The organism is Microbacterium sp. T32 (assembly GCF_001619615.1).
In the GTDB taxonomy this organism is placed as follows: Bacteria; Actinomycetota; Actinomycetes; order Actinomycetales; family Microbacteriaceae; genus Microbacterium.
Genome location: NZ_LQQP01000034.1, coordinates 24,193 through 36,180, shown reverse-complemented (window position 1 = coordinate 36,180; position 11,988 = coordinate 24,193). Strand labels below are relative to the sequence as shown.

At 71.7% G+C, this 11,988-nt stretch carries 10 protein-coding genes; all 10 read left to right on the top strand.

Features of this window, described 5'->3' with window-relative positions:
• The first annotated feature begins 43 nt into the window (after window positions 1-43).
• Window positions 44-2,026, top strand: a complete 1,983-nt coding sequence (locus tag AVW09_RS14270; protein WP_063258698.1) for a hypothetical protein — start codon at window positions 44-46, stop codon at window positions 2,024-2,026.
• A gap of 60 nt (window positions 2,027-2,086) precedes the next feature.
• Window positions 2,087-3,004 carry a methionyl-tRNA formyltransferase gene (fmt, locus tag AVW09_RS14265; RefSeq protein WP_063258697.1) on the top strand — a complete coding sequence of 306 codons (918 nt, stop codon included), beginning with the start codon at window positions 2,087-2,089 and terminating at the stop codon, window positions 3,002-3,004.
• The gene (locus AVW09_RS14260; protein ID WP_063258696.1) at window positions 3,001-4,374 is read left to right on the top strand and encodes an RsmB/NOP family class I SAM-dependent RNA methyltransferase; all 1,374 of its coding nucleotides are present in this window, start codon (window positions 3,001-3,003) and stop codon (window positions 4,372-4,374) included. Before fmt ends, AVW09_RS14260 begins: the two co-directional genes overlap by 4 nt.
• 100 nt (window positions 4,375-4,474) lie before the next feature.
• Window positions 4,475-5,134 carry a ribulose-phosphate 3-epimerase gene (gene rpe / locus AVW09_RS14255; protein ID WP_063258695.1) on the top strand — a complete coding sequence of 220 codons (660 nt, stop codon included), beginning with the start codon at window positions 4,475-4,477 and terminating at the stop codon, window positions 5,132-5,134.
• 73 nt (window positions 5,135-5,207) lie between these two features.
• Window positions 5,208-5,471: a phosphoribosyl-ATP diphosphatase gene (locus tag AVW09_RS14250; protein WP_022877496.1), complete on the top strand. Its 264-nt coding sequence runs from the start codon at window positions 5,208-5,210 to the stop codon at window positions 5,469-5,471.
• Between the two features lie 46 nt (window positions 5,472-5,517).
• Complete coding sequence (hisG, locus tag AVW09_RS14245; RefSeq protein WP_022877497.1) at window positions 5,518-6,360, top strand: ATP phosphoribosyltransferase; 843 nt, start codon at window positions 5,518-5,520, stop codon at window positions 6,358-6,360.
• Window positions 6,360-7,124, top strand: coding sequence for an imidazole glycerol phosphate synthase subunit HisF (gene hisF, locus AVW09_RS14240; RefSeq protein WP_063258694.1), 765 nt, complete (start codon window positions 6,360-6,362; stop codon window positions 7,122-7,124). Before hisG ends, hisF begins: the two co-directional genes overlap by 1 nt.
• Window positions 7,121-7,468 (top strand): phosphoribosyl-AMP cyclohydrolase, encoded by a 348-nt coding sequence (gene hisI, locus AVW09_RS14235; protein ID WP_063258693.1) that lies wholly within the window; start codon window positions 7,121-7,123, stop codon window positions 7,466-7,468. The genes hisF and hisI overlap by 4 nt, the downstream gene beginning before the upstream one ends.
• Window positions 7,468-8,055 (top strand): Trp biosynthesis-associated membrane protein, encoded by a 588-nt coding sequence (locus tag AVW09_RS14230; protein WP_063258692.1) that lies wholly within the window; start codon window positions 7,468-7,470, stop codon window positions 8,053-8,055. Before hisI ends, AVW09_RS14230 begins: the two co-directional genes overlap by 1 nt.
• A 235-nt stretch (window positions 8,056-8,290) precedes the next feature.
• Window positions 8,291-11,974 (top strand): beta strand repeat-containing protein, encoded by a 3,684-nt coding sequence (locus AVW09_RS14225; protein ID WP_156496120.1) that lies wholly within the window; start codon window positions 8,291-8,293, stop codon window positions 11,972-11,974.
• Window positions 11,975-11,988: the final 14 nt, after the last annotated feature.

Genomic DNA, 11,988 nt, shown 5'->3' with positions numbered 1-11,988 from the left:
ATCCGCTCCGCCGCGCGCGGCGAGGTGCGCGCGGAGCCGCCGCGTGAGCGCCCGCCGCGTCGCGCGGGTGCAGCTCGACTCGCCGGTCCCGCAGCTCGATCGGCTGTTCGACTACGCGATCCCGCATCCGCTGGTCGCGGACGTCGTGCCCGGGGTTCGGGTGAAGGTGCCGCTGCGGTCGGCGGGTCGGATGATGGATGCCTTCGTGGTCGAGGTCGTGGCCGACGACGGCACGGAGCGGCCGCTGTCGTCCGTCGAGAGCGTCGTCTCGACGATGCCCGTGCTGCCCGAGCGCCTCTTCGCCCTCGCGCGCAAGGTCGCAGACCGCGCCGCGGGTTCGGTGAGCGACGTGCTGCGCCTCGCGGTGCCGAAGCGCATGGTGCGGGCCGAGAAGGCCTGGCTCGCCGCACCGGTCCCCGAGACGCCGGTGGTCCCGGCGGAGTCGCTCGCCCGGGCGGACACGACGTTGAAGCCGTACGTCGGGCTCGTCGACGCCCTCGACGGCGGCGAGCGCCTCGCGGTCGACGCCCCTCCGCACACGACCGGTGCTCTCCCGAGGGGCGCGTGGGCCGATCTCCTGGCCGCCGCCGCGGTGCACACGCTCGCGCGGGGGAGGAGCGCCGTGCTCGTGGTCCCGGACTACCGCGATCAGGCGCAGATCATGGCGGCGCTGGCCGACCTGGTGCCGGCCGAGGCGGTCGTCCGCGACGACGCCGATCAGTCCGGGCCGGCGCGATACGCGCAGTACCTGCGCACGCTCGCGCCCGTGCCCGTGATCGTGGTGGGCCGCCGGTCGGCGGTCTACGCCCCGGCCCATGACACGGGCCTGGTCGCGCTGTGGGACGACGGCGATTCGTTGCTCGCCGAGCCGCTCGCCCCGGGTGTCCACGCGCGCGATGCCGCTCTGGTGCGACAGGAGCTGGAGGGCTCGGCTCTCGTCTTCGCGGGCCACACCCGCTCGACCGACGTGCAGCGGCTGGTCGAGGTGGGGTACGTGCGCGAGTCGGCGCCGGCGCGGCGGCAGAGTCCGCGGGTCGTTTTGAGCGCGACGCGCGAGGGGGAGTCGCGGACCGCGCGCGTGCCGTCCTCGGCGTTCGCGGCCGCGCGCGAGGCGCTGACGCAGGGCCCTGTGCTCGTGCAGGTCGCGCGTCCCGGGTATGCGCCGTCGCTCGTGTGCGCGGACTGCCGTCGCCCCGCCCGCTGCACGCACTGCGCGGGGCCTCTCCGTGCCGCGCGCCCCGGCGCGGTTCCGGTGTGCGCGTGGTGCGGCCGCAACGCGCACGCGTGGACGTGCGGGCACTGCGGCTCGGTGAAGCTCCGCATGGCGTCCTCGGGCAGCGAGCGCACAGCCGACGAGCTGGGCCGCGCGTTCCCGAACACGCGCGTGATCATCGCGGACGGCGCGCATCCCGTGGCGGAGGTGGATGCCACCCCGGCCCTGGTCATCGCCACGCGCGGAGCCGAGCCGATCGCGCGCGGCGGGTATCGGGCGGTGATCCTGCTCGACGGCGACCGCATGCTGCAGAACGAGGCGCTGCGCGTGGGTGAGCACTGCCTGCGCTGGTGGTCGAACGCCGCCGCCCTCGCGGCCCCCGGCGCGCCAGTGCACCTCGTGGGTGTCGCGGGTCCGGTGGCCCGGGCGCTCGCGACCTGGACGCAGCCGGCCTACGCCCGGGCCGAGCTGGCCGACCGCGCGCCGCTGCGCATGCCCCCGGCCGTGCGCGTCGCGAGCGTCGACGGACACGCCCGGAGCGTCGACACCCTCCTCGCCGAACTCCGCGAGGCCGTGCCCGACCTCGACGCCCTCGCCGTCCTCGGTCCGGTCGACACGTCGACGGCCCCCGACACCCCGACGTCCCGCGCGCTCGTGCGGTTCGACTATGCGCACGGTCGTGCCGTCGCCGACGCCCTCCGCGCGGGGGTCATCGCCGACGCCCTCCGCGCCCGGAAGTCCTCCAAGGACAAGGGCCCGAGGCCCCGGAATACACTCAGAGTGCGGCTCGACCTCCCCGAGCCCGACCTCTGAGCGCCTCCTGCCCCCAGCAGCCCGGTCCCACCCACCCGCATCCGAAGCGTGAGGAGAACCATGCGCCTCGTCTTCGCCGGCACCCCCGCCGTCGCCGTCCCCTCCCTCCGCGCCTTGGCGGAGGGGCCGCACGAGATCGCCGCCGTCGTCACCCGTTCCGACGCGCCCCTCGGCCGCAAACGCGTCCTGACGCCGTCCCCGGTCGCCCAGGCGGCGGAGGATCTCGGCATCCCGACGATCAAGACCGACCGACTGGATGCCGACGCCACCGCCCGCATCACCGCCCTCGAGGCCGAACTCGGCGTGATCGTCGCGTACGGCGGGCTCGTGCGCGAGCCGCTGCTGTCGGCCCCCGCGCACGGCTGGATCAACCTGCACTTCTCGCTCCTCCCGCGCTGGCGCGGCGCCGCGCCCGTGCAGCGGGCGCTCATCGCGGGAGACCGCGAGACCGGCGCGAGCGTGTTCCAGCTCGTGGCCGCACTGGATGCCGGCGACGTCTTCGCCGAGGAGCGGTACGCGGTGCCGTGGAACGCCACCGCGGGCGACGTGCTCGACGCCCTCGCCGAGATCGGCACCCCGCTCCTCGCCCGCGTCGTGGACGGGATCGCCGACGGTTCCGCGGTCGCGGTCCCGCAGCAGGGTGAGCCGACGCTCGCCCCGAAGCTGACCCTCGACGACGGCGCCCTCGACTTCTCCCTGGATGCCGAGACGCTCCGCGCCCGGATCGCCGGAGTCACGCCCGAACCCGGCGCCCACACGACGTTCGAGGGCGCGCGGCTCAAGGTGCTGCGCGCCGGGGCGAGCACGGCGGATCCGATTCCCCCGGGCCGGGTCGTGGCATCCGGTCGCGAGATCCTCGTGGGGACGGCGAGCTCCCCGCTGCGGCTCGAGACCGTGCAGCCCGCGGGCAAGGGCGCGATGCCCGCCGGCGATTGGTTCCGCGGCTTGCGCGTCGAGAACCCGGTGCTGGGCTCGTGAGCGTCCAGGGAGCGCGCGCCGTCGCGTACGACGTCCTGCGGGCGGTGTCGGCCGACGAGGCGTACGCGAACCTGTCGCTGCCGCACGCGATCGAGCGGGCGAAGCTGGATGCCAAGGATGCCGGGCTCGCGACCGAGTTGACGTACGGCACGCTCCGGCGCCGCGGGACGTACGACGCGATCATCGCCGCTGCGGCGGATCGGACCGTGGACCGCATCGACCCGCCCGTGCTCGACGCGCTGCGGCTCGGGGTGCACCAGCTGCTGTCGACGCGCGTGGCCTCGCACGCCGCGGTGAACGAGTCCGTCGAGCTCGCCCGTCGCCACGGCGGCGGTCGCGGTGCCGCGGGATTCGCGAACGCCGTCCTGCGGCGGGTGTCCCGCGAGACGCCCGGGCACTGGATGGACCGCATCACGGCGTCCGCGCGCAGCGACGACGAGCGCCTCGGGCTCACGAGCGCGCACCCCGTGTGGATCGTCCGCGCATTCCGTCGCGCCCTCACGGCCGAGGGCCGCGGCGACGAGCTCGACGCCCTCCTGGCCGCCGACAACGACGCCCCGCGGGTGGCGATGATCGCCCTGCCGGGGCTGGCCGAGATCCCCGACGACGCCCGTCCCGCCCGGTACGCGCCGACGGCATTCACGACCCGCGGGGGAGACCCCGAGGCGCTCATCCGCGCGTCCGACGGTCGCATCCGCGTGCAGGACGAGGGGTCGCAGCTCGCCGCCCTCGCCCTCAGCCGCTTCCGACCCGTCGAGCCGGGGGAGCGGTGGCTCGACCTGTGCGCCGGGCCCGGCGGCAAGACGGCGCTGCTCGCGGCGGAAGCCCTCGCGGGCGGTGCGCGACTGGAGGCCAACGAGATCTCGCCGCACCGGGCCGGTCTCGTGCGCCGGGCCGTGGCATCCGTTCCGCTCGACGTCGAGGTGACCGAGGAGGACGGCCGCGACCGCGCCGCCCGCACGCCGGGGGAGTACGACCGGATCCTCGTCGACGCGCCCTGCACGGGGATCGGCGCGTTGCGCCGGCGTCCGGAGGCGCGGTGGCGCAAGACTCCGGCCGACGTGCCCGATCTCACGGCGCTGCAGCTCGAGCTCGTGCGGGCGGGGCTCGGTGCGCTGAAGCCGGGCGGGGTGCTGGCGTACGTGACGTGCTCACCGCACCTGGCCGAGACCTCCGGTGTGCTCGCCGAGGTGCGCCGCGAGTTCGGTGACGCCGTCGAGGAACTCGACGCCCGCGCCGTCGTGCGGGAGATCGCCGGCTCCGGCATCGACCTGCCCGCGCAGTCGGACGGCTCGCTCCGCGCCCAGCTCTGGCCCGACCGCCACGGCACCGACGCGATGTCGATCGCGCTCCTGCGACGGGTCTCCTGAACGCGTGAGGGGTCAAGATCTGTCGCATTTGCGCGACCCGAGCGACAGTTTCTGACCTCTCACGCGAGGGTGCGGCGGACCGGGCGCCGATAATGGAACCGTGCCCCGCATCAATCCGAGCATCCTCGCCGCCGACTTCGTGAACATGCAGGCGGAGCTCGCTCGCATCGCCGGGGCGGACTTCGTGCACGTCGACGTCATGGACAACCACTTCGTGCCGAACCTCACCTTCGGTCCGCAGATGGTGGGCCGCATCCAGGAGACGAGTCCCGTACCGCTCGACGTGCACCTGATGATCGACGACCCCGATCGCTGGGCTCCGGAATACGCCGAGCTGGGCGCGGCATCCGTCACCTTCCATCTCGAGGCTGCGGCGTCGCCCGTCGCGCTCGCCCGGACGCTCCGCTCGATCGGCGCGCGCGCCGGCGTGGCCGTGAAGCCGGCGACCCCCGTGGAGAACCTGTTCGAGGTGCTGAACGAGTTCGATCAGATCCTCGTGATGACCGTGGAGCCGGGCTTCGGCGGCCAGTCCTTCATGCCCGAGACCATGCCGAAGCTGCGCAGTCTCGCCGACGAGGCCCGCCGCCGCGGATCGAACGTGTGGCTGCAGGTCGACGGCGGCATCGGAGAGTCCACGATCGCGCAGGCCGCCGAGGCCGGGGCCGACACGTTCGTCGCCGGCTCCGCGGTGTTCGGCGCCGACGACCCCGACCGCGCGATCCAGTCGCTGCGCTCCGCCGCGGCCCGCCACACGCACTGACCCGACCGGGACGTCGCCCCGATGTCAGCCCCGCCCGGCGGCCGGGGCACCGCCGAGCCGATACCCTAGACAGGTGAAGACCTTCGACGACCTGTTCGCCGAGCTCAGCGCCAAGGCCGTCGAGCGCCCCGCCGGCTCCGGAACCGTGGCCCAGCTCGATGCCGGCGTGCACGCCATCGGCAAGAAGATCGTCGAGGAAGCCGCCGAGGTGTGGATGGCCGCCGAGTACGAGTCCGACGAGGCCGCAGCGGAGGAGATCTCGCAGCTGCTGTACCACCTCCAGACGCTCATGCTCGCGAAGGGCCTGACGCTCGCAGACGTCTACCGACATCTCTGAGCCGCTCCCGCCCACCTCTCGCTCACGAACCACGAAAGCCCCCGTCATGCTGCGAATCGCCGTGCCGAACAAGGGGTCGCTCGCCGAGACCGCCGCCGAGATGCTCTCGGAGGCCGGATACACCGGACGTCGCGACTCGAAAGACCTGTACACCGTCGACCCCGTCAACGAGGTCGAGTTCTTCTACCTCCGTCCCCGTGACATCGCGACGTACGTCGGCTCGGGAGCCCTCGACGTCGGGATCACCGGCCGCGACCTGCTGCTCGACGCCCGGATGCCCGGCGCCCGCGAGATCGAGTCGCTCGGCTTCGCGGGTTCGACGTTCCGCTTCGCCGGCCGCCCCGGCCGCTTCACCGACGTCGAAGACCTGCAGGGCCTCCGCGTCGCGACGGCGTACCCGGGCCTCGTCGACGCGTTCCTCGACGAGCGCGGCGTCGCCGTCGACATCGTGCCGCTGGACGGCGCCGTCGAATCCGCGGTGCAGTTGGGCGTGGCGGATGCCGTGGCCGACGTCGTCTCGACCGGCACGACGCTGCGTCAGGCGGGGCTCGAGATCTTCGGCCCCGTGCTGCTCGAGTCGGACGCGGTCCTGATCTCCGGCCCGAACGAGGTCGAGGGCACCGAGACGCTGCTCCGGCGCCTCCGCGGTGTCCTCGCCGCGCGGAAGTACGTGCTCATCGACTACGACCTGCCCGCCGCTCTCGTCGAGCAGGCGATCGCCGTCGCGCCCGGCCTGGAGTCGCCGACGATCTCGCCGCTCCGCGACCCCGAGTGGGTCGCCGTGCGCGTCATGAGCCCCCGCCGCGACGTCAACCGCGTCATGGACGAGCTCTACGCGATCGGCGCACGGGCGATCCTGGTCACCGAGATCCTCGCCGCGAGGCTCTGATGACGCTCGCCCGCCGCGTCATCCCGTGCCTCGACGTCGCCGCCGGTCGCGTCGTGAAGGGCGTGAACTTCCTGGATCTCCGCGACATGGGCGACCCGGTCGAGCTCGCGAAGCTCTACTTCGATCAGGGCGCCGACGAGATCACGTTCCTCGACGTCACCGCCACGGTCGACGAGCGCGCGACGACGTACGACGTCGTCCGCCGGACGGCGGAGCAGGTGTTCATCCCGCTCACGGTCGGCGGGGGAGTGCGCTCCACCGAGGACGTGGCGCGACTGCTCTCCGTCGGCGCCGACAAGATCGGCGTGAACTCCGCCGCGATCGCCCGCCCCGACCTGGTCGACGAGATCGCCGACCGCTTCGGCGCGCAGGTTATCGTGCTGTCGCTCGACGTCAAGCGCGCGGCATCCACGCCCTCCGGGTTCGTCGTGACGACCCACGGCGGCCGCACCGAGACGACCCTCGACGCCCTGGACTGGGCGCGCGAGGCCGTCGAACGCGGAGCCGGTGAGCTGCTCGTCAACTCGATCGACGCCGACGGCACGAAGCAGGGTTTCGATCTCGAACTCGTCGGCCTCATGCGCCAGGTCGCCGCGGTGCCCGTGATCGCCTCGGGCGGTGCCGGCGCGCTGGAGCACTTCGCCCCGGCCGTCGCCGCCGGCGCCGACGCGGTGCTCGCGGCATCCGTGTTCCACTCCGGCCAGCTCACGGTCGGCCAGGTCAAGGACGCGATGGCGGCCGAAGGAATCGAGGTGCGCCGATGAACGTCGAAGCGTTCGACCGCGTGAAGTACGACGCCCAAGGACTCGCGACCGCGGTCGTGCAGCAGTACGACTCGCGCGAGGTGCTCATGGTCGGGTGGATGGATGCCGAGGCCCTCCGCCGCACCCTCACCACCGGCCGCGTGACCTTCTGGTCTCGCTCGCGACAGGAGTACTGGCGCAAGGGCGACACGTCCGGGCACATCCAGATCGTCAAGGGCGCGCACCTCGACTGCGACGGCGACACCCTCCTCATCGAGGTCGACCAGGTGGGTGCCGCGTGCCACACCGGTGACCACACGTGCTTCGACTCCACCGATCTCGAGCCCGTCGTCGGGCAGTCCTGATGCGTCGAGCGCGCTCGCTCTCCGTCGTCGGGATGCTCCTGGCCGGCGCCCTCGGCGTGATCTCATCGACCCAGACGTGGATCGACGTGACCCTCGCCGACGGCGCGCAGCAGACGCTCGCGGTCCCCGGAGCGGATGCCGTGCCCGTGCTCACCCCGCTGAGCCTCGCCGCCCTCGCGCTCGGTGCCGCCCTGTCGATCGTCGGCCGTGTCCTGCGGTACGTGCTGGGGGTCCTCGCCCTCGCGATCGCGGGGATCGTGGGGGTCGCGACCGCTCAGGTCCTTCTGACCATGCCGGTCTCGGCGACCGCCGCGACGGTCACCGAGGCGACCGGCATCTCCGGAATGGATGCCATCGCCGACCTCGTGTCGTCGATGTCACTGACCCCGTGGCCCGCCGTCACGCTGCTGGCCGAGCTGCTGCTCGCCGCGGCAGCGATCTTCACGCTCGTCACGGCCCGGCGGTGGCAGGGGAGTGCCGGCCGAAAGTACCGCAGCGCCACCGACGCGCCCGCGGATACCTCGCGCCCCCACGACGCGATCGACTCGTGGGACGATCTGTCCCGCGGGGCCGACCCCACGGCCTGAACCCCGCTCGCTCGTCACCTGAGCGTCAGTTCAGTGCTTGTTATGAGTTCGCCGATCGCGATAGCCTGCTGAACCGCGGGCAGGGTCGTCACGTCCCGTCTGCTCTCTCTGTGTTGCCGCTAGCCGAGCGCTCTACAGAGGCCCCTGGGGGAGGGACACCATGCGCGCGCACCAGCAGGATCGCATCCACGTTCGACACAACCGTCGCGACCGTTTCTTTCGGTCGACGATCGCGATGGTGATCGTCGCCGTCCTCGGACTGAGCGCTGCTCCCGCGGCCATGGCGGCACCGACGGCGCAATCCGTCACCACTCCTTTCACCACCGCGCCGACCCCGACCTTCGCCGGGTCGATCTCGGTGGGTTCGACCCTGACCGCTGCCCCCGGAGCGTGGAGCCCGACCCCCGACACCTTCGCCTACCAGTGGAACCGAAACGGGATGGCGATCATCGCGGCGACCGCGAAAACCTACGCTCTGACGGCAGCTGACGTCGGCAAGAAGATCACGGTGACCGTCACCGCCCGCAAGTCCGGATACACGTCCACGGCGCGAACCAGCACGGGGCGGACCGCGGTCGCCGGTACCTTCTCCACCGCGCCGACCCCGACCTTTTCCGGCGCGATCTCGATCGGCTCGACGCTGACGGCCGCCACAGGAACCTGGGCACCGACACCCGACGCCTTCACCTACCAGTGGAACCAGAACGGGGTCGCGATCACCGGGGCGACGGCGAGGACCTTCACCTTGACGCCCGCGCAGCTGGGCAAGAAGATCACGGTGACCGTCACCGCGAGCAAGTCGGGGTACACGTCCGCGTCGCGGACGAGCACGGGGAGGACGGCGGTCGCCGGCGCCTTCACCACCGCGCCGACCCCGACGATCTCCGGTAAGACGATCGTCGGATCGACGCTCAGCGCCGCGGTCGGAACCTGGGTGCCCACGCCCGACGCGCTGACCTATCAGTGGAACCGTGACGGTCAGGCGATCCCCGGCGCGACCGCAAGGACGTACCTCCTCGCACCCGAGGACAACGGCAAGAAGATCACCGTCAGCGTCACGGCGACGAAGGTCGGCTACACCACGACCAAGACCATCAGCGCCGAACGCATCCCTGCTCCTGGCCCCTTCACCGCGGCGCCGACGCCGACCATCAGCGGCACCGTCGCGGTCGGGTCGACGGTCACCGCCGTCCCTGGCACGTGGACGCCGACACCCACCGAGTTCGCCTACCAGTGGACGCGCAATGGTGCCCCCGTCAGTGGTGCCACGGCATCCACCTATCAGGTGAGCGCAGCGGATGCCGGGAACCTCCTCAGCGTCTCCGTCACTGCATCCGCACCCGGGTATGCGTCGACGACCCGCGTCAGCCTGGCGCAGAGCGTGCCGACGCAGCGGTTCACGACGACGTCGAGGCCCACCATCAGCGGCGCTCCGACGGCGGGATCCGTGCTCACGGCCTCGACGGGCACGTGGTCACCCACCCCCGACTACTTCACCTACCAGTGGCGTCGTGACGCGTTGGCGATCCCCGGCGCAACCGGGTCGACCTACACGCTCGGAGCCGCGGACGTCGGGAGAGACATCACCGTTACCGTTGCGGCGATCAAGACGGGGTACACGCGGACGCCGTTGAACAGCGCTTCTGTCACGGTGGCCCCGGGCACGTTCACGACCGCGCCCACCCCGTCCGTCAGCGGATCGGCGCAGGTCGGCGGCACGCTCGTCGGAGTCGCAGGCACGTGGTCACCTCAGCCCGACGAACTGAGTTACCAGTGGACGCGGAACGGCACCCCGATCGACGGCGCGACGAGCGCGTCGTACCTCCTCGTCGAAGCCGATCGCGGAGCGCAGGTGCGCTTGACGGTCACCGGGACGAAGGCCGGCTACACCACCCTTACGCGGACCAGCGCGGCGAAGACCATTCTGGGCGTCTTCACCACGACGCCGACACTGAGCATCACGGGCACTCTCGAGCCCGGGGCCACGGTGACGGCTGCCACGGGCACGTGGTCACCCGCGCCGGATTCGTTCACCTACCAGTGGCAGCGCAACGGCACCGCCATCACCGGTGCCACGTCGAAGACGTACACGATCAGCACCACCGACGCCGGCGCCGACCTCACCGTCACCGTCACCGCCGTCAAGGCCGGATACGTGTCGGTGACGAAGACGAGCGCGAAGGCCCCGGTGCCTGCCGCGCCGACGGTGGTCATCAGTAGCGACATCACCGCGGACACCACCTGGGCCCCGACCGTTTCGACGGTGTATGTCATCAGCGCACCCATCTCCGTGACGTCTGGTGCCACCTTGACGGTGGGCGGCCGCGCGATCGTCAAGTTCGCAAACGGCGCCCAGCTCACCGTCGCCGGCTCCCTCGTGGCGAGGGGCACCACGGGGCAGCCGATCCCCTTCACCTCGATCCACGACGACACCGTGGGCGGCGACACCGACGGCACCGGGACCGCGCCGGGCCGTGACTGGTACGGATTGAGGGTCAGCAGCGGCGGTGCGATCACCCTCGACCGCGTGCAGCTGACCTACGCCCAGTTCGCATTGATCGCGTCGGAGGCCGCGTCCGTCACGGTCACGTCATCGAGCTTGGACGGCGGCGTCACCTCCGCCGCCGCCCGCGGGGCCGTCACCATCACCGACAACACGTTCACCAGAGGCGGCATCGACGTGAGCCGTCCCGACGGCGCGGGCTACACATCCGCCGTGGTGATCTCCGGGAACACCATCTCCCAGGGCTCGCTGTACGCCGCGTCGCTCAATACCTCCGCCTCCGCCGTCCCCATCGTCGTGACGAGCAACAATCTCACGGGATCCCCCGTGCTGTTCTCTCTTCGGATCACCGACGCGCAGCTGCGCCCCAGCAACGTGACCGGGAACACCACGCCCCTGGGGAGGGTGTTCTACAGCGGCACCCTGGTCGAGAACTGGAGCATCCGCGCCGCCGGACAGGATCAGCTCTTCGGCAGTTTCACCGTCGCCACCGACGCGACCCTGACGATCGTTGCCGGGGCCACGGTGGAGTTCGGCGAGGACGAAAGCCTCACGGTCGCGGGGTCTCTTGTGTCCCACGGCACGGCCGATGCGCCGGTGACGTTCACCACGGGCGGCTCGAGCGACCTCCCGGTCATCTGGTCGGGCATCAAGGCGGTCCCGGGCGGGAGCGTGTCCCTCGAGCACACGCGCGTGAACTCCAGCATCGTCGGTGACGAGGCCGCGTTGTTCCGTGTGATCTCGTCGGATGCGTGGGACGTCGTGTCGCGCAGTGCCCGCGGCGCGGTCACGATCTCCGACAACGCTCTTCGTCGCGTCGTCGTCGAGCGTCCGGAAGGTGCGACCTTCGCATTTCCCGTGACCATCACCGGGAACACCCGAACTTCGGGTATCGACGTCACGTCGCAGAACACCACCGCTGCGCCCGTCGTCGTCACCGACAATCAGATCACCGGGTTCGACAGCATCATCACCCTCCGAGTCTCCGACGTGCATCTGCGTCCGAGCACCCTGACCGGCAACACGGTCGTCGGAGGCAAGGCCGGGTTCTTCGGCTACGGTGGCACGCTCGTCGAGAACTGGACTCTGCCGACCTCGGGGCCCCAGCTCGTCTTCGACACCCTGACCATCGCTCCGAATGTTACGGTCACCGCCCCTGCCGGGACGGTGGTGAAGAACCTTCGCGACGCTCAACTGACGGTCGGTGGCTCCCTCGTCGTCCAGGGAACCGCCGCGTCCCCGGTGACGTTCACCTCGCTCTACGACGACAGCGTCGGGAGAGTGTTCACGCGCTCCTTCAACATCCCACCGGACCAGTACCCGTGGAAGGGCATCGAGGTCGCCGCCGGTGGAAGCGTCACCGGTACGAACCTGGTCGTGAAGTACGCGACGGGCGGGATCCCGGGTCTGGGCTGAGCACGCCGGCCGCG

Bases quoted from the DNA above. Each gene is read 5' to 3' on its own strand.
- hisF (WP_063258694.1), top strand. From the start codon at position 6,360: ATGACGCTCGCCCGCCGCGTCATCCCGTGCCTCGACGTCGCCGCCGGT.
- AVW09_RS14225 (WP_156496120.1), top strand. From the start codon at position 8,291: ATGGTGATCGTCGCCGTCCTCGGACTGAGCGCTGCTCCCGCGGCCATG.
- fmt (WP_063258697.1), top strand. From the start codon at position 2,087: ATGCGCCTCGTCTTCGCCGGCACCCCCGCCGTCGCCGTCCCCTCCCTC.
- hisG (WP_022877497.1), top strand. From the start codon at position 5,518: ATGCTGCGAATCGCCGTGCCGAACAAGGGGTCGCTCGCCGAGACCGCC.
- AVW09_RS14230 (WP_063258692.1), top strand. From the start codon at position 7,468: ATGCGTCGAGCGCGCTCGCTCTCCGTCGTCGGGATGCTCCTGGCCGGC.
- hisI (WP_063258693.1), top strand. From the start codon at position 7,121: ATGAACGTCGAAGCGTTCGACCGCGTGAAGTACGACGCCCAAGGACTC.